This window comes from Aeribacillus sp. FSL M8-0235 (assembly GCF_038000355.1).
Taxonomy (GTDB): Bacteria; Bacillota; Bacilli; order Bacillales; family Aeribacillaceae; genus Aeribacillus; species Aeribacillus composti.
Genome location: NZ_JBBOBW010000001.1, coordinates 1,842,216 through 1,868,498, shown reverse-complemented (window position 1 = coordinate 1,868,498; position 26,283 = coordinate 1,842,216). Strand labels below are relative to the sequence as shown.

23 protein-coding genes and 3 pseudogenes are annotated in these 26,283 nt (G+C 38.7%); 8 read left to right on the top strand and 18 right to left on the bottom strand.

Translation table 11 applies throughout. The features are described from left to right. Positions 1–16: 16 nt before the first annotated feature. The 5 genes from tnpC to NSQ71_RS08950 all read right to left on the bottom strand — a co-directional run bounded on the left by tnpC (position 17) and on the right by NSQ71_RS08950 (position 6,308). Entirely contained in the window at positions 17–1,594 is a 1,578-nt protein-coding gene (tnpC, locus tag NSQ71_RS08970; protein ID WP_094246405.1) for an IS66 family transposase, read from the bottom strand. 59 nt (positions 1,595–1,653) lie between these two features. Then, complete coding sequence (tnpB, locus tag NSQ71_RS08965; protein WP_063389611.1) at positions 1,654–2,010, bottom strand: IS66 family insertion sequence element accessory protein TnpB; 357 nt, start codon at positions 2,008–2,010, stop codon at positions 1,654–1,656. After that, on the bottom strand, positions 2,007–2,330 hold the full coding sequence (tnpA, locus tag NSQ71_RS08960; protein WP_063389610.1) for an IS66 family insertion sequence element accessory protein TnpA: 324 nt from the start codon (positions 2,328–2,330) through the stop codon (positions 2,007–2,009). The genes tnpB and tnpA overlap by 4 nt, the downstream gene beginning before the upstream one ends. A gap of 142 nt (positions 2,331–2,472) precedes the next feature. After that, positions 2,473–3,474, bottom strand: a complete 1,002-nt coding sequence (locus tag NSQ71_RS08955) for a formamidase (protein WP_327848778.1) — start codon at positions 3,472–3,474, stop codon at positions 2,473–2,475. Positions 3,475–3,980: 506 nt separating this feature from the next. Next, positions 3,981–6,308, bottom strand: a complete 2,328-nt coding sequence (locus NSQ71_RS08950; protein ID WP_340733704.1) for a transporter substrate-binding protein — start codon at positions 6,306–6,308, stop codon at positions 3,981–3,983. A gap of 272 nt (positions 6,309–6,580) precedes the next feature. Here NSQ71_RS08950 and NSQ71_RS08945 point away from each other — a divergent pair, with 272 nt between their 5' ends. The 5 genes and pseudogenes from NSQ71_RS08945 to NSQ71_RS08925 all read left to right on the top strand — a co-directional run bounded on the left by NSQ71_RS08945 (position 6,581) and on the right by NSQ71_RS08925 (position 11,705). Then, positions 6,581–7,627: an aliphatic amidase gene (locus tag NSQ71_RS08945; RefSeq protein WP_063389505.1), complete on the top strand. Its 1,047-nt coding sequence runs from the start codon at positions 6,581–6,583 to the stop codon at positions 7,625–7,627. 67 nt (positions 7,628–7,694) lie between these two features. Further along, positions 7,695–8,813 carry an AAA family ATPase gene (locus NSQ71_RS08940; RefSeq protein WP_340733702.1) on the top strand — a complete coding sequence of 373 codons (1,119 nt, stop codon included), beginning with the start codon at positions 7,695–7,697 and terminating at the stop codon, positions 8,811–8,813. 29 nt (positions 8,814–8,842) lie between these two features. Beyond that, positions 8,843–9,355: pseudogene (locus NSQ71_RS08935) on the top strand (AmiS/UreI family transporter). Positions 9,356–10,075: 720 nt separating this feature from the next. Further along, positions 10,076–10,516: a hypothetical protein gene (locus tag NSQ71_RS08930; RefSeq protein ID WP_158640187.1), complete on the top strand. Its 441-nt coding sequence runs from the start codon at positions 10,076–10,078 to the stop codon at positions 10,514–10,516. A gap of 379 nt (positions 10,517–10,895) precedes the next feature. Then, a complete protein-coding gene (locus NSQ71_RS08925) occupies positions 10,896–11,705 on the top strand; it encodes a hypothetical protein (RefSeq protein WP_144598010.1) in 810 nt (269 codons plus the stop codon). Between the two features lie 312 nt (positions 11,706–12,017). Here NSQ71_RS08925 and NSQ71_RS08920 read toward each other — a convergent pair whose 3' ends face one another. From NSQ71_RS08920 to NSQ71_RS08900, 5 genes and pseudogenes are all read right to left on the bottom strand, one after another. Next, positions 12,018–13,415: an acetaldehyde dehydrogenase (acetylating) gene (locus NSQ71_RS08920; protein ID WP_082829333.1), complete on the bottom strand. Its 1,398-nt coding sequence runs from the start codon at positions 13,413–13,415 to the stop codon at positions 12,018–12,020. Positions 13,416–13,886: 471 nt separating this feature from the next. Beyond that, positions 13,887–14,189 carry an ArsR/SmtB family transcription factor gene (locus NSQ71_RS08915; protein ID WP_094245798.1) on the bottom strand — a complete coding sequence of 101 codons (303 nt, stop codon included), beginning with the start codon at positions 14,187–14,189 and terminating at the stop codon, positions 13,887–13,889. 801 nt (positions 14,190–14,990) lie between these two features. Beyond that, a pseudogene (locus NSQ71_RS08910) lies at positions 14,991–15,771 on the bottom strand (sulfite exporter TauE/SafE family protein). Positions 15,772–16,112: 341 nt separating this feature from the next. Continuing rightward, positions 16,113–16,673, bottom strand: a complete 561-nt coding sequence (locus tag NSQ71_RS08905) for a sulfurtransferase TusA family protein (protein WP_340733699.1) — start codon at positions 16,671–16,673, stop codon at positions 16,113–16,115. 308 nt (positions 16,674–16,981) lie between these two features. After that, a pseudogene (locus NSQ71_RS08900) lies at positions 16,982–17,272 on the bottom strand (rhodanese-like domain-containing protein); the annotation flags it as partial. A 417-nt stretch (positions 17,273–17,689) separates the two neighbouring features. Between NSQ71_RS08900 and NSQ71_RS08895 the strand changes: the two are divergent. After that, a complete protein-coding gene (locus tag NSQ71_RS08895) occupies positions 17,690–18,919 on the top strand; it encodes an IS110 family transposase (protein WP_027725928.1) in 1,230 nt (409 codons plus the stop codon). A gap of 240 nt (positions 18,920–19,159) precedes the next feature. Here the strand turns inward: NSQ71_RS08895 and NSQ71_RS08890 are convergent, their stop codons facing one another. From NSQ71_RS08890 to NSQ71_RS08870, 5 genes are all read right to left on the bottom strand, one after another. Continuing rightward, positions 19,160–19,642, bottom strand: coding sequence for a DsrE/DsrF/DrsH-like family protein (locus NSQ71_RS08890; RefSeq protein ID WP_066246720.1), 483 nt, complete (start codon positions 19,640–19,642; stop codon positions 19,160–19,162). Positions 19,643–19,695: 53 nt separating this feature from the next. Next, positions 19,696–19,923 (bottom strand): sulfurtransferase TusA family protein, encoded by a 228-nt coding sequence (locus tag NSQ71_RS08885; protein ID WP_066246718.1) that lies wholly within the window; start codon positions 19,921–19,923, stop codon positions 19,696–19,698. Positions 19,924–20,019: 96 nt separating this feature from the next. Further along, entirely contained in the window at positions 20,020–20,280 is a 261-nt protein-coding gene (locus NSQ71_RS08880) for a metal-sensitive transcriptional regulator (protein WP_063389517.1), read from the bottom strand. Beyond that, positions 20,247–20,642 carry a sulfurtransferase gene (locus tag NSQ71_RS08875; RefSeq protein ID WP_240326745.1) on the bottom strand — a complete coding sequence of 132 codons (396 nt, stop codon included), beginning with the start codon at positions 20,640–20,642 and terminating at the stop codon, positions 20,247–20,249. Before NSQ71_RS08875 ends, NSQ71_RS08880 begins: the two co-directional genes overlap by 34 nt. Before the next feature lie 223 nt (positions 20,643–20,865). Then, positions 20,866–21,996 (bottom strand): MBL fold metallo-hydrolase, encoded by a 1,131-nt coding sequence (locus tag NSQ71_RS08870; protein WP_327847665.1) that lies wholly within the window; start codon positions 21,994–21,996, stop codon positions 20,866–20,868. Between the two features lie 338 nt (positions 21,997–22,334). Between NSQ71_RS08870 and NSQ71_RS08865 the strand changes: the two genes are divergently transcribed. Together NSQ71_RS08865 and NSQ71_RS08860 are read left to right on the top strand one after the other, a co-directional pair. Then, on the top strand, positions 22,335–22,697 hold the full coding sequence (locus NSQ71_RS08865) for a hypothetical protein (RefSeq protein WP_340733695.1): 363 nt from the start codon (positions 22,335–22,337) through the stop codon (positions 22,695–22,697). 5 nt (positions 22,698–22,702) lie between these two features. Next, positions 22,703–22,945, top strand: coding sequence for an MFS transporter (locus NSQ71_RS08860; protein ID WP_066246711.1), 243 nt, complete (start codon positions 22,703–22,705; stop codon positions 22,943–22,945). Positions 22,946–23,348: 403 nt separating this feature from the next. Here the strand turns inward: NSQ71_RS08860 and NSQ71_RS08855 are convergent, their stop codons facing one another. The 3 genes from NSQ71_RS08855 to NSQ71_RS08845 form a co-directional block, all read right to left on the bottom strand. Further along, on the bottom strand, positions 23,349–23,948 hold the full coding sequence (locus tag NSQ71_RS08855) for a response regulator transcription factor (RefSeq protein ID WP_063389521.1): 600 nt from the start codon (positions 23,946–23,948) through the stop codon (positions 23,349–23,351). Next, complete coding sequence (locus NSQ71_RS08850) at positions 23,945–25,087, bottom strand: sensor histidine kinase (protein WP_340733694.1); 1,143 nt, start codon at positions 25,085–25,087, stop codon at positions 23,945–23,947. The genes NSQ71_RS08855 and NSQ71_RS08850 overlap by 4 nt, the downstream gene beginning before the upstream one ends. Before the next feature lie 91 nt (positions 25,088–25,178). Further along, a complete protein-coding gene (locus NSQ71_RS08845; protein ID WP_340733693.1) occupies positions 25,179–26,210 on the bottom strand; it encodes a fatty acid desaturase in 1,032 nt (343 codons plus the stop codon). Positions 26,211–26,283: the final 73 nt, after the last annotated feature.

The window sequence follows — 26,283 nt, the reverse complement described above, 5'->3', positions numbered from 1 at the left end:
GGACTATTGTTATGATTTATTTAGCTTTATTAGGAACACGACATTCTTCTGGAATTGTTGTGGACCAAGGAAGGAGTTGATCTAATTTTTCTTTGTCAGTCAGATTAATATTTGGAAGCTGTTCAAATAAATATTTAAGATAATTGAATGGGTTTAATCCGTTTTCCTTCGCAGTCTCCACAATGCTATAAATGATTGCGCTGGATTTAGCTCCCTTTATGGTATTGCTAAACAGCCAGTTTTTCCTCCCGATTACAAACGGTTTAATGGATCGTTCTGCGCGGTTGTTATCAATCTCTAAACGACCATCCTCTAAAAAAGCTACTAAACGGTCCCATTGATTACGACAATATTTAATGGCTTGCCCAAGTGCACTTTTTGGCAACACTCTTGGGGCTTGTTCATGAAGCCATGCCAAAAAAGCCTCCAATACCGGTTGGCTGCGTTCTAAACGTTTCTTATAACGTTCTTCAGGACTAACATCCTTTAAATCCCGTTCTATCGAGAAAAGTTGGTTACAGAATGCAAGACCTTCTTTGGCTTTTACGTGAGTAGTTTTAGCCGATTCAGGAAGAGCCTGCAAAGCTTCTGTGAATTTACGTCTGGCATGAGCCCAACAACCGACCAGACTGACATCAGGGATTCCGTTATAACCGGCATACCCGTCCACATGTAAATATCCACGGAAACCTTCCAAAAATCGTAAAGGATGCTTGGATGCACGGGTTCGCTGGTAGTCATACAAAACAATTGGAGGCCCCATTCGTCCTGTCCGATAAAGCCACATAAATGATTTGGAAGTCGCTCGTCGGTCAGGTTCTGAAAGAACCTGTAAGGTGGTCTCATCCGCATGGAGGATATCCTGATTCAATAGATGGTTACGCATTTGGTCGTAAACAGGACTCAACCAGGTGTCGGCTCCATACAAAATCCAATTGGATAAAGTTTGCCTGGAAATGAATATGCCAAATCGCTCCAGATGTTTTTCCTGGCGATACAAAGGCATACTTTCAACGTATTTCTGCGTCATCGTATAAGCCATTGACGATGGAGATGCCAGACTTCCCGGAAAAACAGGAGCCGGCATTTTCGCCGTGACAATAGGCGTTTCTATTTCATGGCGTTCACAATGACGACAACTATAAACATATTGGACATGCTTTTTCACTTTTACTTGTGCTGGAATAACTTCTATTTCTCTGCGTACTTGCGTACTCATTTCGTGTAGAGGTCCAGCGCAACACGAACAAACCTGTTCCTCAGCTGGCAAACGGTATTCCACCGTTTCAGTAGGCAGGTTTTCTAGTTTTTCATCTCGACGATTTCGCTTCTTCTTGCGTGTATATGTAATGGTTTCAATCGTCGGTTCTTCATCATCAGGATTTGCGGTAGCTTCAGCTTCATTGAAAAGGGACAGTTGGTCTGAATTGGTCTTCTCACTGGAAGAACCAAAACGACGTTGTTGACTTAACCGAAATTGCTCCTCATACCATTTTAGCTTCGCTTCCAAAGCTTCCTTTTCTATTTCAAGCTTTTCGTTACGCGCTTTATAGTATTCAATTGTTTCTTGAGTTTTCATGTCCATGTTTTTCATAGTTCCAGTATACGCAAAAGAATCCGGCTTGACCAGTCGGATTCTCAAGTTTTTTAATTTCATAGAATCGTGCGTGCTTTCACTGTGGGATGGGCTTGTTTTTGTTCGATGGATAAGCCATCTAATAACCAGCGTAGCTGACGAGGACTGATATCCATCGGCACTCCTTCTTGTTCAGATGGCCAGTTGAAAGTTCCTCTTTCTAATCTTCTATAATGGAGCCAAAACCCATTATTATCCCACTGTAGAATTTTAAGTTTATCCCTTTTCCGATTACAGAAAACAAATAAACAAGGGGAAAATGGATCCAAATCGAAGCATTCTTTGACGATGACTGCGAGACCATCAATCGATTTCCGGAGATCGGTGCTTCCACGTGCAAGGTACACTCGTTCAAAATTTGCGTTAGATATCATCGATTTTGAATCACACGCACTACATCGGAAAGTAGATTCAAATCGGTGCCTGGACGTACTTCGATGGACAGTGCACCGTAATGAATAAGGACAGATTCCTGACCCGTATGATGGGAGGAGATTTCTTGGACATCCACCGTCAACCATTTTGATTGATGCTCGTTCGTAGAAATTTCTTCCTCTCGAAACTTTCGAATCCAGTAGTACATCTGATGTATATTTACATCATTGATGCGAGACCACTCAGAAGCACTCAATCCACTTGTTTTCCAAGCATCATACCTGGATTTCCATTCTATTCTTTTGTCAGCATCATTCATAGCATAACCTCCAGCATTTTTTCTATGGAGATTATCTCATGTAACATTCACAACTAGAAGGTGCTGAGTATTTGACGCTTACGTTTCAAAAGAAAGGGGTGCCCGATATTCAACTTTTGGGGCACCCTCTTTACTTTTACCGTTATTTAGCTTGAATGACTTCATTTTTCTTATATCCATAAATTGAGCCATCTTTAATTTTTATGTCGTCTTCCCATGGCAACTTATATTTGCCTTCAGCCAAGTCTTTGATAAATGTATAAGGATTTTCTTTAACACCTCCTGGAACAGCTACATAACCTCTCGTTCCCAAATTAAATATATTGTTTTCAAGCCCCCAATTCAAACGTGCTTGATCTGCCAGTTTCGGATATATTTCAGCCGTAACGATTTCCCAAGGATTTCTGTGTCCTTGAACCAATGTCGTTCCATCAAAATTACAAATTTGGCCTTCTCCGAAATAATAAAATACCCCATCGTAACCGGCTAGATTTACCGATAATGTATACATTAAATTATGCCATGCATTTGAACGATTTGTTAAAATCCATTGTTCATTTACTTGTGTACTGTATCCCGAAATTCTAATTAAAACATTAGCTCCTTTATAAGCAGCTTCTCGAGCAATTTCAGGGAACATGCCATCATGACAAATGCATACTGCCAATTTGCTTCCGCCTGGTCCATCACAAACTGGCATACCTAAATCCCCTGGCTGCCATGGTTCAATAGGAACCCAAGGATTTAATTTACGATACTTAAGAATAATCTCGCCTTGCGGATCGATGATAATGGCTGTATTGTATGGCAGTCCTCCATCTGGATTTTTTTCCATAATTGAAAATACCCCATATACTTGAGCTTCTTTACATGCTTGCGCAAACGCATCTGTTTCTGGACCAGGTATTGTACATAAAAATTCATCAGTAGTCCATTTTTTTGTGTTTAAACCTTGTGTACTATATTCAGGGAATACGATTAACTCTAATCCGGGATATCCCGCTTTTGTGGAATGAACTGTTCGAACAATTTGTTCAATTTGTTTTTCAATATCTTTTCTGGATTCCACTACTGGAACCGGATATTGAATTAAAGCTGCTAAAAACCCTTCTGGTGGCTTCGTCATACTTCCAATACTTCCCATTATCAGACTCCTCCTGTTCTTTTAATTCAATTTATTATTTTAAATAGGAAATGACTCATAAAGATTCATTCCTATATTTACTAACTCTAATTAGAAATTTTTCCATGCAGATAAATCACTATTGCCGTCAAAATAATGCTGTTTATATTTTATTAGTCTGCTTTTTAAAGCTGGGAAATGACTAAGAGTACGATCTAATTTTAATTTGTTATAAATAATTTCATTTAAATGTAATTAAAAATAACATAACATAATTATAACATTATTTTTGAGTTTTTTAAACGTTTGAAAACAATGAATTTTAGCTAGAAAACAAATTTCATGTTAATTTTTATTACATAAAAATGCGTACACCTTTCTGTCTTGAATGATTGATCATTCTTTTTGGGGATTTTTTCTATGAAAATACAGCGTATTTACTTTTGTAATAGTGAAAAAAAAGAAAATCAAAAGAGATCCGATTTAATTACGGGCTTTTTTTTTCTGAAAAGGATGCGAAACAACTATTATTGCTCCTTTGAACGTTTTTTTCGGATGTTCCATTTATTCATTTTTCGATATAACGTGCTTCTCGTAATGCCAAGAATTTGTGCTGCTTCCGTCATATTTTTTGTTTCTTGGAGAACTTGCTCGATCATTTGTTTTTCCAAAGACTTTAGATTGCCAACTACATGAGATTGTTTTATTGTACTGGAGCTTTGGAAGTCTTCAGGCAAGTGCATAGGACAGATTTTCGTCTCATGAATTGCTAAAAGAAATGCCCTTTCCATCACGTTTTTCAGTTCACGAATGTTTCCTGGCCAATAATAGGACTGAAGCATTTGCAATGCGGAATCAGATAACTCTAGTGGTCCTTTTCCATAATACTGATGAAACTGGCGCAAAAATTGTGCAGATAAATAAGGGATATCTTCTAATCGGTGTCTAAGCGGAGGAATCTGAATAGTAAATACATTTAATCGATAATACAGGTCGGAACGGAAAGAACCTTGGTAAGCAATCTCCTCTTTTAGATTGCGGTTTGTTGCAGCAATGACCCTTACATTAACTGGACGTTCTTTATAGTCACCTATGCGAACGACTTTTCGCTCCTCCAACACTCTAAGAAGGCTTACTTGCAATTCTAATGGCATCTCTCCAATTTCATCAAGAAACAATGTGCCCCCGTTGGCAGCTTCAAACTTCCCAACGCTTCCACCCTTTTTTGAACCAGTAAATGCTCCTTCCACATATCCAAATAACTCACTGGCAATCAGTTCTCTTGGAATAGCACCGGCATTCAAAGCAATAAACGGTCCATTTCGGCGAGGGCTTTGCTCATGAATCGTTCTTGCCAAAACTTCTTTACCAGTTCCTGTTTCCCCAAATATCAATACATTGGCGTCAAATTGTGAGGAGATCGAAGCAATGCGGAGCTCTTTTTGAAAGGCCGGATTGTAAGTTGCTATTTTTCCAAAATGGTATTTTTCATTTGACTGCTGAATAGCTTGTCCTGATCTTTTCTTTATAAAAATCAAAAAAGCGTTGTACGGCATTCTCATTTTCCTTTTCATTACTTCATAACCAATATCCAATAGGTTCGCTTCATCGAAAAGATCACCGGATTTAGCTTTCGTTATTTCAAAAGCATGGGGATTCACGTATAGTATCTTATCACTTTGGTCAACGGCGATAATTCCATCAGATACCTCTTTCCCTATTTCTTCGACTAAACCTTTCCATATATCTTCTTCATCTACAGAATCAAAAAGCGTATTTGTTAAAAGCGGTCTAGCAAAAATTTGTTTTTCCGAGCTCCAAACAATCTCAAACTGTCCATTTTCCTTTGCTTTTCCAATCCTCATTTCTCTTGACACATGATGATTAGATTCTATTTTAATTTTTCCACTCGGTGATGAAAACTCTTTCTCATATAAATATTTTGTGATTTTTTTTCTTTCTGTAGATTGTAAATGACATATCGCGTCTAATACTATTTGAACCCCTATATAAGTACTGCACATAACCGAGGAAATAACAGTATCCAAACCATATTTTTCTTTCATGCCTTTTACAAGTAAATCGTTTTCAGGAATATCTAATGACTGGAAATAACTAAAACAACTGTAATGACCAGCTGCATATTTTGGCTCCATTGCTTGTATCTCCAGCTCTGTTGTAATTGGGCTGATAATAGGCATTTCCTCAGGATTGAATCCTAATTCATAATACATTTTATAAAAAGGTAATATACTTTCCCCGACAAGCGTAGACAATATTGCATTGGAAGAAGAATGTTTAATCTCTTCCAAATAAGTCGAGAACTCTTTATGCCCTAATGGAACATATTTTTCCCCAATCACTTTCCCGTCCAATTCATATAACATCTCTCTAATTTGTTGATTCGTATATCTAGGGTAAACATAATCGTTTCCAATTAGGTAAACTTTTTTGCCAAATTGTTCAATCGTAAATTTAAGCAGTGAAGTGATTTGTTGATTGGGAATTTCTCCAACATAGAAAACATTTGGATGAATCTCCTGTCCTTCATAAAGCGCCGGATATATTAAAAGGCAATCGTATTGTTCAAGAACAGGTAAAATAGCTTTCCGGCATGCGGACGTATAGCATCCTACAAAAACTTTTATCCCTGAACACGCCATATCTAATGCTTGTCTATAGCTTTCAATTGGATCGGAACGAATGTCTCTTGCTTCAAAGGTAAAGGTAATATTTGATTTACTGTTGTCTTTTTGGAATTTTTCAAGAGCATACACAGCTGCTCGATATTGACCAATTTCTGTCAAGGAAGTGATGCCCGTTAATGAAAATAAAAAGCCGATGCAAATATTCATATAAATCCCTCTTTTGTATCAATTTGCGACAATGTATAAAAATTAAACATGCCTATTTCACTTTAATCTTATTATAAAATTCATAACATTTCAAATATTTCATCAATAATAATGTCGCAAAAGTGAAATCCTCCCTTTCCCTCCTATACTAAAAATAAAGCATTTATAAATTTGGCATATTTCTTGCAGTAGATATAAGCGAGAAAGCAGGAAACAAAACAATAGGCTACGTTTCCAGCTTTACATTCAATTATAGAAAGGAGTAATGAAAAATGAGACATGGGGATATCTCAAGCAGCCATGACACAGTTGGTATAGCAGTGGTCAATTACAAAATGCCTCGTCTTCACACAAAGAATGAGGTATTAGATAACTGTCGCAAAATAGCAGACATGATTGTAGGAATCAAAAAGGGACTTCCTGGTATGGACTTAATCGTTTTTCCAGAGTACAGCACTCATGGAATTATGTATGATGAACAAGAAATGTACGATACTGCCTCTTCCATTCCTGGAGAAGAGACTGCAATATTTGCCCAAGCATGTCGTGCTGCTAACACTTGGGGGGTATTTTCTTTAACAGGTGAAAGACATGAAGATCATCCCAATAAAGCTCCTTATAACACCTTGATTTTAATGAACAATAAAGGAGAAATTGTACAAAAATATCGAAAAATTATTCCTTGGTGTCCAATTGAAGCGTGGTATCCAGGAGACACAACATATGTAGTAGAAGGACCAAAAGGAATAAAAATAAGCTTAATTGTCTGCGACGATGGGAACTATCCGGAAATTTGGCGTGATTGCGCCATGAAAGGCGCTGAACTTATTGTGAGATGCCAAGGCTATATGTATCCTTCAAAAGAACAGCAAATCATTATGGCAAAGGCTATGGCATGGGCAAATAATACGTATGTAGCTGTTGCGAATGCATCTGGATTCGACGGCGTCTATTCTTACTTTGGCCATTCAGCTATTGTTGGTTTTGATGGCCGTACATTAGGGGAATGCGGAACAGAAGAAAACGGAATCCAATACGCGGAACTGTCGATTTCGCAAATCCGTGATTTCCGCAAAAATTCGCAATCACAAAACCACTTATTTAAACTGCTTCACCGTGGGTATACCGGTTTAATTCAATCGGGAGATGACAGCCGCGGTTTAGCAGAGTGTCCATTTGATTTTTACCGCACCTGGGTGCTTGATGCAGAGAAGGCTCGTGAAAATGTAGAAAAGATTACACGCTCTACAGTGGGAACTGTGGAATGTCCGATAGAAGGAATCCCTCATGAAGAAATTGAGAAAACAACTGGAAAATGATCTTGATAAGAAGAAGAGGTCAGGTTCTAGGACTTGACCTCCTGATCGCTAATCAGGAGATGATGCTATGACATTTATAACATCTAAATTAAAGGATTTAAATGAGAATCGCCAGCAAAATTCTATATCATCTGATAACCATTCAGAAACTTTTAATTCTTCTTCTCCCTTAGTGACCCGATTTCGTTTTGAAGTCAACGAAGTAATTCAACACATACGTTCAAAAATTTGGGGACAAGATGAAGTGTTAGAAGGTATAGAAGAAATGTTAAATATAATTTGGACGGATATTACAGAAGAAAACCGCCCTTTGTATGTAGCCTTACTTCTTGGGCCTACAGGGGTTGGAAAAACAGAAATCGTTCGCGTACTTAGTGAAGCTATTTACGGAAATGCGGAGGCTTTTTGCCGTATTGACATGAATACACTAACCCAGGAACACTATGCTGCGGCACTAACCGGTGCACCTCCAGGATATGTAGGAAGCAAAGAGGGGAACTCCTTATTTCAAAAGGAAAAAATTGAAGGATCCTACAGTAAACCTGGAATTGTTCTTTTTGACGAACTGGAGAAAGCAAATGACCAAGTGATTTATTCCCTGCTTAATGTAATGGATAACGGCATACTCGTTATGACATCTGGAGAGAAGGTTATTCATTTTCGTAATGCCATGATCTTTATGACAAGCAATATTGGGGCAAAAGAAATTATTAGTTATGCAAATAAAAGTTTAAAATATAGATTACGTAAACTGCTTTGGTTTTTAAGCCCTTCCAATTTTGGAAAAACAGAACAAGATTTTCTCCGCTCGATAGTTTTTTCCCAATTAGAAAAACGATTTAGTCCTGAGTTTATCAACAGATTCGATGATATTTTTGTCTTTCAGTGGCTAAAACAAGATGCGCTGGAACATATTCTTGATCTTAACATTCAAGCTATTAACCGAAGAATAAAAAAATACAACTGCACACTTCAGCTCGAAGGATCTGCTCGTAAATTTTTGATTAAAAAAGGATTTGATCAGCGATATGGCGCGAGATTTTTAAAACGCGCTATTCGAAAATATATAGAAGTTCCTTTAGCTGCAAAAATCAGCAAGAGATTACATCAAGATCACCCAACCAAATTTATTGCAAAAATTAAGGACGGCAATCTCATCCTCTTTGAAACAGCACAAGAAAAGTGATAATTATTTCACTGTTTAGGGGGAAGAGCATGGATAAAGTCGGTCTAATGTTTGTTGGTGCAGCATTATTTATAAATGGTTTAATGCTATTGGGAAAAGTCGATGAAAAAAGTGCGAGAGTGTTTAACTTATTTATTGGATCAATGAAGGTTATCACACCATTTTATCTCATTTTTACATCTACAGAAGATTCATGGAGAATCTTTAACGAAATCCGGCATATTTCTTTTTGATTTAACTTATTTATATGTAGGAATTTCTAATCTATAAACTTCAACTCTTCAGTCTTAGGTTGGGACTCTCTATAGGTAGCAATTCTTGCTTTAGGATACAGCTATATAAACTTTATTAAACTGCAAGATATAAAATTCGGTATTATTTGGCTTATGTGCTCCATTCTATGGACATTATTTTACTTGCTGCTTGCACAAAAAAAGAACATTGCTATCTTTACTGGGTGGGTCGCGTTTATTCAAGCATGGATTACAGCAACTATTCCCCCCTTTCTTCTTCTCATTAATCAATGGGAGTTCGTAGGATAAAAAACTGCTTTCGTAGTAGCTATTTTAACAATTCTAGCTTTTATCGCTATCTATATATTCACAAAACCTTCTTCTGCCAAAAAAAAGCATTTCAGCCCTATAGTTGTTTAGCATTTGATTGTTTTCATTTGTAATAAAATAAATCAATAAGACTAATGAAACAGCATGAAGACGAATATTTAATTGGCTTGAACAATCATTGTGTTCTTGTGTTGGGGTTGTCCAGAAAGTCAAAATCCATTGAAAACGAAACATCATAAGCATTGATATATCAACGTTTCTAAAACATTAAAGGGGCGTCTATAAGCCGGAAAATCGACTTATTAGACAGCCCCAACACAAAGGGTTTATTTCGATGATGATGAAAAATTTAGATTCCTGATTTTGAAAAGCAATTTTATGCTTATTTAATACTTTTGTATTGTTCTACATAAAAATACCTTAATTCTCACAATTATCTTATTCTTTAATATTTCGAACACACAATGAATGATAAAACGGAAACATAATTTCAACACGTTTACCAGCTTTTTTACGTATGAATCCCTTCTACACTATCCATCGTCACATAGTCATGCCGACTAAAAGATGCAGATTTTATTAATGCTCGGGCATTTTTGATACTGCATTTAATCAATTCAAGGCACCCAATCCGTACTTGTCAGAACCATTTCATTCGAATAAAATTGAGAAAAGGAGATTTTTAAAAGGAGTCAAAAAATGGAACAAAAACTCGACTTAATTTTAGAAAAAGTGATGTCTATTGACAATGATCTTAAAAATGTGCATGATCGACTAGATTATATCGGGACGCGATTGGACCAGGTGGATGATCGATTAAATCGGGTCGAAAATCGGTTGGATCGAGTAGAAGAGAGATTAGATCAAGTAGAAACACGCTTAAATCATGTTGAAGAGCGATTGAATCGGGTCGAAAATCGGTTGGATCGAGTAGGAGAGCGATTAGATCAAGTAGAAACACGCTTAAATTATGTTGAAGAGCGATTGAATCGGATTGAACAGGAACAAAAATCAATTAAACAAGCTGTAATGGAAACAAACAAAGAAATGAAAAACCTCCAAGAAAGCTTCAAATCTGTTTACGAAATTATTGGCGAACATGACGTTTCCATCCGTACGTTACGAAAAAAAATTATGTAACCTACAACCACCTCAAAAAGTGATAACCTCACTTCTTTTTTTAACCCTGTGCTATTTCCTGGAAATACCATACAAAAAGCAAAAATTTTTCCCCATTTTATTCAAAGAACCTGTATTTAAACTTTTATTCTGACCTTTGAAAATAAATAAAAAAACGTGCCCAATCATACAGTTCTCTATTTGGCATATTGTGCTAATGAATAACTTAGGATTGCTATGGCTGGTGAGCACGAGCACATTCAAAGCCGCCTCATCTTGATGTCTTCTCCATTTTTTTTACTAAAAGGATGTAAAAAATATTGAATACAATAAACTACTAATCTAAACTGATAGTTGATGAGGTAGAAAGACTTCCCTATGTTTCACTGGAGTTGATTTGATGATTGCTACTATGTATAAACGGAGAATGAAAGCAGCATTTGCTCTATCTTCTATAGTTATGCTCATTGGTATTTCTGTTTTTTTCATCGATCGACCAGATTCTTTACAAAATTGGTTAAATCTTTCTTCAATAGGTATTGTCGGTCTTTTTTTGTTTTTTACCGGAGTTTCAAACCAGATGAAATATAACAAGGTGAAAGATATTCAAATTCATGAGTCAAAAGCTTCCCTCCTTGAGTTGGATCATCTAGTTTTAAAAAAAGATCTTGGTTTTTTTCCTCGTCTCCTACTGTTTGAAAAAAGCGGCCATTTTGTTGGAACGATTAAGCCAATCCGTATTCCTTTTATTTTTTACCCAATGAGCCTGCTGCTTCGTGATTCATTGATCATGACGCTTCCGATTACATATGGTGTTTTTTCGAATAAAGGAAATGTGCTGTTTACCTTTAAGAGAAAAGGAATGAAAAAGTCGATTGTAACTGTGAAGGATGTACATGGCCGAAAACTGGGAGAGTATGTACAAGAGGATTGGAAAAGTCTAGTCAACATAAAAGGTGAGCTGAGAGATGCTGATGATAAGCTGATTCTCCATGTTAAGGTTAAAGCCTTTTCTGGCGATTTTACGTTAACTGATTCTGAAGGTCGGCAGTGGGCCCGTTTTTACAATGGATATTTTCCTCATGAATATACGAATATTTTTCGTGATGTGTACAATGATATCGTTGAGCTCTCTGACAACTTGTCGAAACATCATAAAATGCTTTTAATGGCAATGATTGGCTTTTTATTTTTGCAGCGCAAACAATAATCTAGTGTTGTTTTGGAAGTTTTCCCGCTACCACTTTACGATTTCTAAATTAACAATAAACTTTTTAAAATAGATCCAGTGAACTGCACGAGCTTACTAGTTGATGTGTGTAATAATAAATCCATGCAGGAAAAGATGCTCCTGCATGGATTTTTGTACTGAATATCGTCCTTACAACGAAATTTTTTTAGGGGGGTAAACGCATTATCACTTCCGGAGTGTCGAATTTATTATTTTAGCTGTATCAAAGAACATGGCAGATGTTTGATACAGTCTTTTAATCTATCAAAAGAGTTTTTATGGACAGTCAAGTTATTTCGTTAATGCAGGTTCATTTTGTGCACTTTCCTCTTTTTTTGGCATTTGGCGGACTCCAAATGCAACACGTTTAATGTTAAACAAGTGATTGACTGTAACATTGTCAGATGTAACGTTGTTGCCAATAGCACCGCAGCCAAGAGTCAAGGACGGTTTTACGTTCACTGTAGCGCCAATAGCGCCAAATGTTGTACCGGCATTTACAATGATACGTCCTGCTGGTTTATCGATTGTGTAAGCTTCGATTACTTTTTCGTCTTCAGCGTGAATTCCGACTGTGTGACCAAGTCCGCCTGCATCAAGAAGTTTTTGGGCAAGCTCGCTTGCTGCTTGCATATCTTTCACTGTATAAAATGCTAGCGTTGGAGATAGTTTTTCAATTGAGAATGGATATTCTTTCCCAACTCCTGTTTCTTCTGCAACGATCACTTTCGCCTCGGACGGAACTTCAATACCTGCCATTTCACCAATCACTTGAGGTGACTTTCCTACAATTTTTGCATTCAGTCCACCGTTTACGAGAATGATGGATTCTACTTTTCGTTTTTCTTCTTCATTCAAGAAATAAGCGCCTTGTTTTGTCATCTCTGCAACAACTTTCTCTTTAATCGACTCATCCACTAAAAGAGCTTGTTCAGAAGCACAAATTGTTCCGTAGTCAAAAGTTTTGCTTTCAATAATAAGTTCAACAGCTTTTTCGATATTGGCACTTTCATGAATGTATACAGGTACGTTTCCAGGACCTACTCCGTATGCTGGTTTTCCGGAGCTGTAAGCAGCTCTTACCAATCCAGGACCGCCTGTGGCAAGGATGACATCAGTTAATTTATGCTTCATCAGCTCGTTTGTTGCTGCCAATGTTGGTTGGGTAATGCACAAAATCAAACCTTTTGGTGCTCCGGCACGCTCTGCTGCTTCTTGCATAATTCTTGCCGCTTCCGTTGTACATTTTGCAGCAGCTGGGTGAGGGCTGAAAATAATCGCATTTCCTGCTTTAACTGCGATCAATGATTTAAAAATGACTGTTGAGGTAGGATTTGTAGATGGAACAATTCCTGCAACGATCCCTACAGGTTGAGCAACTTCCCATACGCGGTTTTCTTCATCGCGACGAATAATCCCGACTGTTTTCACATCCTTGATAGAATTGTAAACATCATTCGCTGCGAACAGATTTTTTACTGTTTTATCAGGAACATTCCCGAAGCCAGTCTCTTCTACTGCCATAGCAGCCAATCGCTCAGCTTCTTCCCTTGCCGCTTTAACCATGCTTTCAACAATATGATCAATCTCGCTCTGAGTCATCTTTGCCATTATTTTTTGAGCTGTTTTCGCTTCCTCAAGGTAATTTCTTACTTCTTGGATAGATTGTAAATCAATATCTCGCAACATCTTTGCTTCGCTCCCTTTCATAGTTTTCATTTAACTAGCAGATTCATATTGTCATGATCTCAAATGACACTATTTCAATTTTGTTCGCTTGAACAAGCATCATTTTTTGTGTTTCTGCCCTCACCTCCTCAAATGCTAGCAGTTTGACATCACTGATTCTTGTCATGACCACTTTATCGAACGACGATCTAATCTGATGTCGTCACCAATATGCAAAACTCCTTCTTCCAATACTTTCGCTTTTTGACAAAGAAGAAGCATTTCAACCGCCCAAAAATTGATAACGATTACAAAAAAAGCGGTTTCATAAAACCCGAAAATTTGTAGAAGTATATTTTTTATTTATTTAAATATCTAGAATCATCGATATAAATAATAATAAATCGATAATTCTCGATATCTGAATCTATAAATATAATAAAACAAAATAAAAAGGGATTCAAGCCAAAAGCAACAATTAAAAAATTAGGCCTATAAATCCCTTGATAATAATTCATTCAATTTTTTGATGTTCTCTTCATCCCTTTTATAATAAGTCCATTGCCCAACACGTTTTGCCTTTATTAATCCGGCATTTTGCAGCATCGATAAATAATGGGATACAGTAGATTGTGACAGTCCAACTTTTTTATGGATATCGCTCACACATACACCATCTTCGTGTATATCACCGTGCTGCGGTTTTGGAAAGTGAGCTTCTGGATTTTTGAGCCATTGTACGATTTGCAGCCTCGTTTCATTTGACAAGGCTTTAAACACTTCTATAAGTTCCATTGCTACCTCCAATTGACAATACTTATATTTCAAAACAACAGTTGCGGAATAAAATTTGCATTAACAGACAATAAAAACACGAACAACGACAATCCTAAAACGGAGGTTGATCGCTCTTGCATGGATAGATTAGCATATAACCAACAAATCTACAATACCTTGACGACTAGCTCTAATTGTTGACAGCGTGGCAGTGATCATTAGCCCCTAAAACGTAATTAATAATTTTATTATTAATTCAATAATACACGAAGCCCAACCATAAAAGCAAAATCTAAGTCTTTTAGCAATAAACTGCTTTATTTTCTGCAAAGCCCTGATAATAAAATTACATACAATTATAATCAACTTGATTCTTGAACAGTCAATCAGCCTCCTCAGCGCTTCAGTTCAAACACAACCTTATAAACATGTTTTCAGAGCAGCCAATCAAAGATGAACTGTTGAATCTTTGATCCGGATGATCGTAAAAACAAATTCATTGTTCCTTCTATAAGCGAAAGACAGCTATATTGAATGCGGGCAAAATCCTTTTCAGACACACTTGCAGAGCGAAATGGTTTTTAGATTGTGGTGAAAGCGCGCTGAACACCATTGCATGATCAGGCGAATCATTGCATATAGTTCATGTTTGTTTTCATCATACACTTGATCACTATAGCATCCTTATCATCCAAGTAAGAGCTCCAAATATTCTCTCTTTGTTTTCCTAACTTTAAAACCAATAAATGATACGCCATAATTATTATACATCTTGATTCGTTTTTTCGAATCACACATGGAAGTTTTTTCACTGACGGCTTAAAAAATATCGATCCAAATTTTCGCTGCCGTCGCTAAAATTAAGACAGCTAAAATTACGCGGAGTACTTTTGTGCTCATTTTTTGCTGCTTTTGCACCTAAAGGAGATGCAATCAAACTTGCAATGACCATAATTATCGCAGGAATGAATTCAACTTGGCCCGTTGTGATTTTTGCAAATGTCGATCCGATTGAGGAAATAAACGTGATCGCTAATGAGGAGGCAATCGTCATTTTCGTTGGAATTTTTAGAACAGAAAGCATAATCGGCACTAATAGAAAAGCTCCTGCCGCCCCGACGATTCCAGATCCAATTCCGATCAAAAATGAAAGCGAAACTGCCAGGCATTTATTGAAGCTCACCATGTCTAATGGAATATCATCCATCCCTTTATTTGCTACGAACATCATCAAAATAGCAAATGCTGCTAAAATGCCGTATACAAGATTAATGCTTCCTTCACTCATTATCCTAGAAACATATCCGCCAATGAAACTTCCAATTAAAATACTGCTCCCCATATAAAAAATTAACGACTTATTTAAGTATCCACCTTTCCGATAGACTAAAACACCGCCAATCGTCGTAAAAAATACTTGGACGGCACTAATTCCCGATACTTCATGGGCGCTGAACTCGGCAAGCCCAAAAAGCGGGGGCAGGTAAAGAAGCATCGGATATTTAATAATGGAACCGCCAATCCCAACCATACCGGAAAGGAAGGAACCGATAAAGCCAATAAGAAACATTACGATAATAAAATTGAACGTTATTTCCATTGATATACTACTCCTTTGATGTTGTTAAAATCGGGGGGCCGTATATGCACCCCGCTAGTAAGTGAATTATCCTTTTTAATTCGACAATGATCGATCATGTTCTTCTTTTTCATCATCGTATGTCTATTGCTTGATGCCCAAGGCGATAAATGAATTTTCGTCCCATAATGCAATCAACCATCGATTAATTCACAATAAGGAACAATTCAATATTGAGAAATTTCGCCTTTCATTTTCCAATTGCAAAATAGTTCGCATGTATACTACAAAAATGTTTTTTGTTGTTTAAAGATTTTTTGTACCTTTATCATATATTTGTATATTGATAACCAACTGTTCAATCATTGTTCAAGCGATCCATTCCATTCTGACATACCGGGGACAATATTCCATACGTTTGAAAACCCTTTTTCTGCTAATTTCTGGGCTGCCAAACTACTGCGCGTTCCCGTGCGGCAGACGACATAAATGGTCTTATCTTGCGGGAGTTCCTTGATCCGTTCCTCCAATTCTCCAAGAGGAATTGACACGGCACCAGGAATATGCCCAAATGCAAACTCTGCCGGTTCACGGACATCTAAAATGATAATTGACGGATCATGTATTTTGTCTGCTAATTCTTCATTGCGAATAACATGGGGGAATTTCGCTTCATTCTTTGCCTCGCTCTCACTTGCTCTACGAATATAGTGCTTTAATATCCTCTCTTCTTCAATTGTACCGAGATAGTGATGTCCAGTGCTTTCTGCCCATGCTTTCATATCCGCTTTCGATCCTTTGTCTGTTGCTTGTACCTCCAGTACTTGTCCAGGCTGCAACTTATGAATCGCTTTTTTCGCTTTGACAATCGGCAGCGGACAAGACAACCCTTTAGCGTCTATTGTCATATCTACTTGAATCATGACTTTCTCCTCCTTAAATAATGGGAACTATTCTACAGGATCTTCTTATTTATGCATCAATTTCTGCAACTTTCCGATAGTTTTCGGCTCGTCTGCTTTTTCCTTCATACAGCAGGCGAGAGTAGTTTCTTTTTCTGTATCTAGTTCATTCTCCGAAACTTGAATAGTCAGGGCGTAATATTTATGGAACTAGAAATTTTCCTGAATCGACTTCTTCTAGTTCATGAACATCAATAACATTGAATGTTTTCCTTTTATGGAACAACGCCTCAAATTTCTTTAGCAGAATAGTTGTTTCATAGCAACCTTTATGACCAAGAGTTCATGCCGCCTTTTACATTGGTTACACGCTGAAATCCTAATTTCTTTAATAATTTGCTTGCTTTGGCGCTTTTCATTCCACTTTGACAAATCACAATGACTTCTTTATCTTTTGATAGTTCATGAACTCGTTTTGGAAGCTCGTGAAGCGGAATATTTTTAAAACCAGGAATATGGTTCGTATGAAACTCAATAGGTGTGCGTACGTCAATGTAATGAACATCTTTTTTTCGTAATTCCTTCTTTAATTGCACTACTGATATGATTCGCACTCCTCGTATACTAAGTTTCAGAAAGTTTTTTTATCGAATTTCCAGTCCGATACGCTCCTTGACAATCGCATATCTTGGGTGGTTGCCTTTGTGGGAGGGGCGCGCCCCTCCCACAAAGGGTTGAGCGTACCGGGGTTGGACTTTTCGCAATGTTCCTGGATAATGGTCTTAGGATCATCGGGGATACTCTTCTCACTCCTGTAGCTTTGACTACTTGTAAAGTCTGTCTCCTCGGCCCCTGTTTGGACGTCTAACCCGCAGGCTGTTCCCGTTGGTTTTCCCCATGCTGGAAGGAGCAGCTTCCAGGGCAGCCCATGGTCCAACGTGAGTTCTCATATGCGAGGGTGACTGGTCAACAGGCGCGATCCGGGGGCATCCCGAAGAGTCCTACCCCTCGATCCTACAACAATAGGAGGTGATCTCATGAAACTCTACGTCGGGATCGACGTGAGCTCACGCGACTTAGCCACCTGCATTATGGATCATGAAGGAAATACGTGCGCACGCTTCAAAGTGGATAATCATCTTCTGGGCGCCACCTTCCTTCGGGATCAAATCCTCCTGTGGGCTAACAAGCGAAAGCCAACCGAAATTCTGATCGGGATGGAAGCCACCTCGGTCTACAGTTGGCATCCAGCTATGTTTTTCCACCAGCAGGAGGCCTTGCAGGCTTGGAACGTCAAGGTGTTTACGATCAATCCAAAGCTCATTCGCAAGTTTAAAGAAGCCTATGTCGACTTGGAGAAAACGGATGACATCGATGCTTGGATCATTGCGGATCGGCTTCGCTTCGGCCGTCTGAAGATGACGGCTGTCCTCAAGGAGCAGTTTCTCGCGCTTCAGCGACTGACACGCATGCGATATCATCTCGTCCACCAGTTAACCCGTGAGAAACAGTATTTTCTCCAGCACTTGTTTTACAAATGCAGTTCCTTTACCCAAGAGGTGGACAGTTCGATCTTCGGACATGCCATTCTCGAACTGCTGCTTGAGTCGTGGAGCCTCGATGACATCTGCCAAATGGATGTCAAGCAGTTGGCCGACTTCCTGCGCCAAAAAGGGCGCAATCGCTTTGCCGATCCGGAATGCATCGCCAAGTCGATTCAAAAGGCGGCCCGTTCGTCGTATCGGTTGTCCAAGTGTGTCGAGGATTCCATCGACTTGCTGTTAGGGCTGTCGATTCAATCAATCCGCAGCCTGCAATCGCAGCTCAAAGAGCTCGATAAAGCCATTACCCGCCATCTTGAAGGCATTCCGAACACACTGCAAACCATCCCAGGCATCGGACCGGTTTATACCGCAGGCATCCTGGCCGAAATCGGGCAAATCGAGCGGTTTCACAACCAGGCCGCCTTGGCAAAATATGCCGGCTTGACATGGTCCAAGCACCAATCGGGCCGTTTTCAAGCCGAGGACACCTCCCTCATTCGTTCCGGCAATCGCTATCTCCGTTACTACCTAGTGGAGGCTGCCAACTCGGTGCAACGGCATGATGCGACGTTTCGTGCGTACTACCGGAAGAAGTATGAGGAAGTGCCCAAACACCAACATAAACGAGCCCTCGTCCTCACCGCTAGAAAACTCGTGCGTGTGATCGATGCGCTGCTACGCAACGGTCAAATCTACACGCCAAGAAAGGGGGAAGATCGATAAGAGGATCGATCTGGTATACCAATATCAACCTTTAGACCCAGTTTATTACATGTACCAATACTGGGTTTCTTCAGTATTGCCTTTTTTCGGATCATCGGACAAGGGAATTTCCAATTTCTATGATTTTTCACCTTGACATATTACCGCAGGACTTTTATGGGCAGAAACCGATTGACAACGAACCATATCACCAATAGAACTAGACCAATATTAATAATGGTTTGAACCATAAGCCCCACCTTAAATAAACAAATTGACATTTCCTTCAGAAGCATCTGCTAAATACGCAGCAACCCCTGCAAATTCGATGCCGTCTATTAATTCATCCTGTTGGAGTCCTAAAAGATCGACTGTCATTTGGCAAGCAACCAGCTTTATTCCTTGTTCCTTTGCCATATCGATTAATTGCGGCAGCGGCACAGCATTATGTTTTTTTATCACCCGCTTAATTAACTTCGCTCCTATTCCGCCAAAGTTCATCCGCGACAGTCCCATGCGGTCAGCACCACGCGGCATCATTTTCGCAAACATTTTTTCTAATAATCCTTTTTTCACCGGAACTGTCGAATCTTTACGCAATGCGTTAAGCCCCCAGAACGTATGAAAAATTGTAACCTCATGGTCATAGGCAGCAGCGCCGTTCGCGATAATATACGCTGCCATCGCCTTATCATAGTCACCGCTAAACAAGATGATCGTTGTTTTTTTCTTTTGCTCCGACACTTTGTTTCCACCTTCTTCCCAAAATACTCATAGGGGTATAAAGATAGCAAAAATTATCCCTTTTTGATCCAAAACGTAAAAACGCCATTTTCTTCTTTCATATTAACAACCGTATGTCCACTTGCCTTTGCCCAAGCGGTCAAATCGTTTTTGGAACCTTTATCCGTTGTATGCACCTCTAAAACTTGACCAGCTTCTAACTCATCAATTGCTTTTTTTGCTCTTACGACTGGCATTGGGCATGCAAAACCCTTTGCATCTAATACTTTATCTGCATTCATTGTCAATGACCTCCTTTAATATTACCATTACCCCTATATGTATATTAATAGTGATAAAAAAATTTGTCAACTTTTCAAAGAAAAGTTGACAAATTTTTAACGACTTTTTACCAACAGCTCTACAGCTTCTTTTACTAGGTGTTCCGTTTTTTCCCCATTTTCTAAGCTTTCACGGATACATTGCTCTAAATTGGAACTTACAATAACGGCAATAGTGCGATCAATAGCGTTTCGTGCAGCAGAAAGTTGAGAAATCACGCTTTTGCAGTCCTTTTCTTGTTCCATCATACCAATAATCCCTTTTACTTGTCCTTCAATTCGTTTTAGGCGGTTTTTGATTTCTTTGCTGTATTCCATTTGGCATTTCTCCTTTCTTTGCAAGGACAATCGGCCATTGAATAGCTCTTCACTTTAAAACCGCGGCTGCGCAAAAAGCGAATGCCTAAATTTTTTCCTACTTCATCACTTGCAATCACATGGATTGGTTTATCAGGAATTTCATAAACATGCCGTTTTAAATAAGCAAACGGTATGTGAAAGGAATTCGCAATGGGATAATGATTTGTTTTTTCGTTGTAATCACGAAGATCTAAAATCGTTAAAGAATTTATACTTTCATCGCGGTAGTCAACACACGGAACTCCTCTTACTGGATAATACCGCCGATAGACAGATATTGATAACAAAATAAATAAAGCCAAAAGCAGTATTCCTTCCAATTCTTCTTTCCACCTCATTCATTGTTTTTATTTATGAACAATTATATACATGTATAAGTATATAATCAACCGATTTATTTTTCTAAACAAATTTTTGGAACAGAGGCATTGTCTTTACTTGTTAGTTATCAATATAGCTTTCCCTTTACTTAATTTAAAAAATATTTGCGGAGGGAGAAAAAGGAGACTCGGCATGAATGACTCAAGTCTCCCTTTTTAATCATTATCGGACTGCGCAACGGTTTGGACCGATTTCCATCTCGCGTTGCTGCTCTTCATCTGGATGAAGCTTTCCCATATTTGTTTGCCGAATTTCCTGATAAGCATTCGGCTGCGGAGGCAAGTTTTCCGTCACCGTTTTTCGAAACTCTTCTTCGCTCGCGATATTGAGACCATGATTTTTTGCGTACAACATACCTAATGTAGTACCAACACTACCATCGTCATTCATTTCACCCGGTACCATAAAATGTGCAGGCAAAACCAACAGGTCATCTGCTAATTGTTTATAGCGCTCATATAATGTCTTGCGCAAATCCCCCACCCAATCCTGCGCTTTTCCAGCCAAATCCGGACGACCGATCGAATCGATAAATAAAACATCTCCCGTTAGTAAATATTGGTCATCTATAATAAACGAAGTGCTGCCAATTGTATGTCCCGGTGAGTAAACAGCTTCGATCACTGCATGACCGACCTGAATGCGATCCTCATCTTGAATCGGTGCATAGGAAAAGGTCACTTCTGTCGCATCTTTTGGAGGCAAATAGTACGTCGCTCCCAATTGTTCAGCCAACTTGCGGCCGCCGGAAATATGGTCTGCGTGCAAATGGGTATCAATGACATATTTAATAGAAATCTCGCGTTCCTTCGCAAACTCAACGTATACATCTGTCATGCGATTTGTATCAATAAGCGCACCTTCTCCGTTTGATTCGATCAAATAGGACAGGCAGCCTTTCCCGAGACGGACAAATTGATAAATCGCACCGCCGTTTTTCAGCTCAGCGATTTTGACCGGTTGTAAATGCTCGCTCCACGCTTTCATACCGCCTTCAATGGAATAGACATGTGAAAAACCTGCTTGTTCAAGCTGTTCGGCAACAAATAGCGATGATCCTCCTTTGGCACAGACCACATAAATTTCGTTTTCTTTCTCTTTAGGCAATTGCTCAAGAAATGGATCCACACCGTCAAGAACTTCAAAATAAGGAATATTTACAACTTGTACGTTCTTTCCTTCTATTCTCCAATCAGCATACTCCTCTTGATTGCGTACATCGACTATAAACAAGTCTTCCCCGCGGATGATTTTGTTTGCAATTTCTTTTACAGTCATAGTTTTTACAGACATATTCCCTTCTTCCTCCTATCTAATGTTGTAAATTTGGTTTAAACTAATCATTTTACACATACATGTATAGGTATTTATGGACTTAATATTACAAAACAATGCTCTAAAAGTCAACGCTTTTTATTTTTAGATGCAATTACTTCCTTCAGTTCGCCGTATTGTTCTATAAACGATAATGGAGGGATTGAAGATGTTTGCTTAAAATAAACGTATGATTCGAACGAGATTGGGAAGGTCGGAAAATTGAAACGATCAATGAAGAAGACACCGATTTTACATATTCGTAATAGAATTCAAGCTTATCCCTTTTTTAAATAGGAGAATTAGGTTTTGTCGCTATGATAGGGATTATCTCGTTTCCACCGCCATCGATGCAGCATCGTTTTGCCATAATGGCGAACGGACGAGTTGCAGCAATCATCAGCGTAACTTTTTTAACAAGTATTTCCAGCTTGGGACTCTATACTTATATTTCAACCATTTTGGATAACTTAAAAGCACCCTCACGCTTGCATCTTATTGGTGGGCATGGGGCATTGGGGGGTGTCATCGGGAGCTTTTCCGTTGGATATTTCATTGACCGGACGGCACAACCGAAAATGCTTATGGCCGGAATTATAGCCATAATGGCTTTAGCTATGATCTGCATACCATTTGCACTCTCTTTCCCGATGCGATCCTTTTTACCTTTTATTCTATAGGGGCAATGGGCTGGCCTTCGCAAGCCCCGCAACAACATGAACGGCTTCGTTACCAGCCTGAGCATGACGCTGCTGTTGTAGCTTTAAACAGTTCCGCTAATTATTTAGGAAGTGCAGCAGGTTCTTCTCTTGGAGGGATTGTATTGCTTGCAGGATTGGCGCCTTCCTCCCTTCCGTTTGCTGCCAGTTGTCTAGTTTTGGCGGCTTTACTAGTACAATGTTTGATTATGTTCAGTAAAAAAAAGTAAGCGCATATCAGAACTTAAGAAATAAACTTATCTATAAAAAACAATTCTTTAATTCGTATACCGAGAAGCATGACGCACACAGGCTCTCACAAAGCGATTGTTTGGCCCGCGATGCTTGAAAACTCATAAATGGTATAACGAGAATCATATAATTATCATTTTCTCTAGAAAAATATAAATTCAAACAAACAGGGTGCCGCTATCGGCTTAACCAGAATAAATATGATACGTGAATTTATTGGCAGGCGGAACCTGAATCTCATCGTTCCACGAAATATATTGAGGAACTTATCGTGTTTTTGGGAAAGGTATTAATAACTGTTCATTTTGTTCGCCTGCAAGATTTCGGTTCCGTCTCTTATGATGTTTTGATTTAGTTGCGAAAAAACAATTTTTCTTATGTCTATTTAAACCATCCCCTTTCTTTAGATTGTTTAATCGCTTCGATCCGGTTCGTTACCTCAAGCTTATCCAAAATCGTTGAAATATAGTTTCGGACCGTTCCGGTTTTTAGTTTCAGTTCGTCCGCGATTTTTTTTGTGTTTTTCCCATCGGCAACGAGTTCTAATATTTCCTTCTCCCTTTCCGTGAGAGGATTTTCTTCACTGTAAACATCATCCATCAGCTCGGGTGCATAGATTCGCCGGCCTGCCATGATGCTGCGGATCGAGCTTGCCAGCTCCTCGCTGGGGCTGTCTTTCAATAAATAGCCGCTGACACGAGCTTTTAAAGCCCGTTGGAAATAACCAGTACGGGCAAACGTTGTTAAAATGATCACTTTACATTCCAGGTCTTTCAGCTCTTCAGCTGCCTCGAGGCCACTTTTTTTGGGCATTTCGATATCCATGATGCAAACATCAGGCTGATATTGCTTCACAAGTGAAACAGCTTCTTCTCCGTTGCTCGCCTTCCCCACCACTTCCATATCCTCTTCCAAATTAAGCAAAGTCCCTAAAGCGCCCAGCATCATACGCTGGTCTTCAGCTATGACGATTCGAATCATGATTTGAGTCCCTCCTTAACGGTCTGTTTTACTACATTAGGTATTTTCATGATTAATGTAGTCCCTTTTTCCGAGCAAATTTCCAGACTGCCGTTCACAAACTCCAGACGTTCTTTAATTCCGATCAGTCCGTTTCCTTTCGCAAGATCCCGTTCCTCCTCCATGCCGATTCCGTCGTCTTGCACCGTCATACATATTTCGTTCCAAGATTGCTGAATGGCAATCCGGCAAGTGAAAGCTTTGCTATGCTTGACGACATTTGTTACTGCTTCTTTCAAACACATACTTAAAATGTTCTCAATAAACGGGGATACGTTTGATAGTGTGAATTCTTCTTCATTACTGACTAACATGATTTCAGCTGCTTGGAGTAGTTGTTTTATATGTATGATTTCCTCTTTCAATCGAACCCCGCGCATTTGTGAAACTATTTTCCTTACTTCATTCAATGCAGTTCTGGCCGTTTGCTGAACGTCTTTTAATTCGCTGCGGGCTTGTTCAGGGTCTTTGTAAATTAATTTTCTAGCCAAATCGCTTTTTAGACCGATAAGGGACAGCTTCTGGCCTAACGCATCATGAAGGTCGCGGGCAATTCGCTGGCGCTCCTCCTGTTTCACGAGCTCGGAAATTCTTTTGTTGGCATCTTGGAGCTGTTCTTCGAGCTGCCCTTGCTTTTTTCGATTATAAATGTTGAATGGAAGAAGGATGACGCTAATCCAAATGATGATGACAAATGGCAATTGTTTTAAGAATAACTTTTCCTGTAGAACCACGTTATAGTTGATCGAGATGGTCGTTGCAGCTAAGTGAATGATGTACAATATTAAAAAAGCAATGCGGTTTTTGATATGACCGTTATAGTAAGCAATATAAAAAGCAAAATAGATAAATTGGAAAAGGATCGTCATCGTGATAGAAATCCCAATTAAAATTGATGTCCACAAGTAGACAGGCCACTTTTTTGAAATAAAAGCTAAACGATATACAAAGAAAAATATAAGTGTCAGCACGATCCCTGCAATGATTTCCTTAGTGGAGGAAGATTGAAAAATAAAATAAAACGGCAATATGATAAAAACGCTCCATATATAAGGAGTAATTCCCGAGAATTTCTCTAAAATCATATACTTTTTTTGCATGGTCAAATCCTCTAAAAATTTGTTTTACATGTTATCTTATCATAAAAAGGTACACTGCGTCTTAAAAACTTTGCCCAATTTTCTAAAGATTTTACAATTCAGATTCAATATGGACTTTCGAGTTTTTTTCCTTCTTTTTCGATAAGTCTTTAAACCCGACAAACTTTTTCGCTTGCTCATCCCATAAGCGGAATTGGAGAGATTTTAAGCTTGTCGCTAGAGTGATGGTTGGTACATTCTGTAAAAGATACGTTTGATTGTGTGCCTCTTCCAGCTTATAATTAGGTATCCTTGGGCTCAAATGATGGACGTGGTGAAAACCGATATTTCCAGTAAGCCATTGCAGCGGTTTTGGAAGCTTATAGTATGAACTCCCTTCAACAGCTGCTTTCACATACTCCCAGTTTTCATCTTCTTCAAAATAAGAATCTTCAAATGTGTGCTGTACGTAAAAAAGCCAAATGCCTAAAGAGCCTGAAATGAAAAAGATTGTGCCTTGAATGATAAGAAACGGCTCCCATCCGATCGTCCAACCAAGCAGTCCAACTAAGGCAACGATTGATATGTTTGTTATATATGTGTTGATGCGTTCCTTTAACCTCGCATTTTTTCTGTTAAACCGATTTTTAATAAGGAAAACGTAAATCGGTCCTAGCCCAAACATCACGAACGGATTTCGATACACCCTGTAGGCGAATTTAGTTAAAGGCGGTGCTGACAAATATTCATCAACTGTCAAAACCCATATATCCCCTGTTCCGCGCTTATCTAAATTTGAGCTGGTTGCGTGGTGGACTGAATGGTTGTGCTGCCATTTGCTGTACGGAAACAACGTTAAAATACCAGCTATTGTTCCAAAAATTTTATTGGCAAGGCGGTTTTTAAAAAAGGAATAGTGACAGCAATCATGGAAAATGATGAAAAGTCGAACTAAAAATCCAGCTGCGATCATGCAAATAGCGAAAGTAAGAACATAAGAAATGGATAAGCTTTGATAAGCTAAAAACCATAACAGAAAAAACAGCACAGTCGTATTGATCAACTGCCAAACACTATTCAGCGTGTTAGGTTTTTCATAAGGAGCCATTTGCCTTCTTAATTTTTTTTGCATTTGTTTCATCATGTTTCGATTCCCTTCTTTATTTGATATTTCTAATCATAAATGAGGGAAATCGATCTGTGTAGTCATATATGTC

What these genes read in the sequence shown, in the direction of transcription:
- tnpC (WP_094246405.1), bottom strand. Translation starts at nt 1,594, where the DNA reads ATGAAAAACATGGACATGAAAACTCAAGAAACAATTGAATACTATAAA.
- tnpB (WP_063389611.1), bottom strand. Translation starts at nt 2,010, where the DNA reads ATGATATCTAACGCAAATTTTGAACGAGTGTACCTTGCACGTGGAAGC.
- tnpA (WP_063389610.1), bottom strand. Translation starts at nt 2,330, where the DNA reads ATGAATGATGCTGACAAAAGAATAGAATGGAAATCCAGGTATGATGCT.
- NSQ71_RS08955 (WP_327848778.1), bottom strand. Translation starts at nt 3,474, where the DNA reads ATGGGAAGTATTGGAAGTATGACGAAGCCACCAGAAGGGTTTTTAGCA.
- NSQ71_RS08950 (WP_340733704.1), bottom strand. Translation starts at nt 6,308, where the DNA reads ATGAATATTTGCATCGGCTTTTTATTTTCATTAACGGGCATCACTTCC.
- NSQ71_RS08945 (WP_063389505.1), top strand. Translation starts at nt 6,581, where the DNA reads ATGAGACATGGGGATATCTCAAGCAGCCATGACACAGTTGGTATAGCA.
- NSQ71_RS08940 (WP_340733702.1), top strand. Translation starts at nt 7,695, where the DNA reads ATGACATTTATAACATCTAAATTAAAGGATTTAAATGAGAATCGCCAG.
- NSQ71_RS08930 (WP_158640187.1), top strand. Translation starts at nt 10,076, where the DNA reads ATGGAACAAAAACTCGACTTAATTTTAGAAAAAGTGATGTCTATTGAC.
- NSQ71_RS08925 (WP_144598010.1), top strand. Translation starts at nt 10,896, where the DNA reads ATGATTGCTACTATGTATAAACGGAGAATGAAAGCAGCATTTGCTCTA.
- NSQ71_RS08920 (WP_082829333.1), bottom strand. Translation starts at nt 13,415, where the DNA reads ATGTTGCGAGATATTGATTTACAATCTATCCAAGAAGTAAGAAATTAC.
- NSQ71_RS08915 (WP_094245798.1), bottom strand. Translation starts at nt 14,189, where the DNA reads ATGGAACTTATAGAAGTGTTTAAAGCCTTGTCAAATGAAACGAGGCTG.
- NSQ71_RS08905 (WP_340733699.1), bottom strand. Translation starts at nt 16,673, where the DNA reads ATGATTCAAGTAGATATGACAATAGACGCTAAAGGGTTGTCTTGTCCG.
- NSQ71_RS08895 (WP_027725928.1), top strand. Translation starts at nt 17,690, where the DNA reads ATGAAACTCTACGTCGGGATCGACGTGAGCTCACGCGACTTAGCCACC.
- NSQ71_RS08885 (WP_066246718.1), bottom strand. Translation starts at nt 19,923, where the DNA reads ATGAATGCAGATAAAGTATTAGATGCAAAGGGTTTTGCATGCCCAATG.
- NSQ71_RS08880 (WP_063389517.1), bottom strand. Translation starts at nt 20,280, where the DNA reads ATGGAATACAGCAAAGAAATCAAAAACCGCCTAAAACGAATTGAAGGA.
- NSQ71_RS08870 (WP_327847665.1), bottom strand. Translation starts at nt 21,996, where the DNA reads ATGTCTGTAAAAACTATGACTGTAAAAGAAATTGCAAACAAAATCATC.
- NSQ71_RS08865 (WP_340733695.1), top strand. Translation starts at nt 22,335, where the DNA reads ATGATAGGGATTATCTCGTTTCCACCGCCATCGATGCAGCATCGTTTT.
- NSQ71_RS08860 (WP_066246711.1), top strand. Translation starts at nt 22,703, where the DNA reads ATGGGCTGGCCTTCGCAAGCCCCGCAACAACATGAACGGCTTCGTTAC.
- NSQ71_RS08855 (WP_063389521.1), bottom strand. Translation starts at nt 23,948, where the DNA reads ATGATTCGAATCGTCATAGCTGAAGACCAGCGTATGATGCTGGGCGCT.
- NSQ71_RS08850 (WP_340733694.1), bottom strand. Translation starts at nt 25,087, where the DNA reads ATGCAAAAAAAGTATATGATTTTAGAGAAATTCTCGGGAATTACTCCT.
- NSQ71_RS08845 (WP_340733693.1), bottom strand. Translation starts at nt 26,210, where the DNA reads ATGATGAAACAAATGCAAAAAAAATTAAGAAGGCAAATGGCTCCTTAT.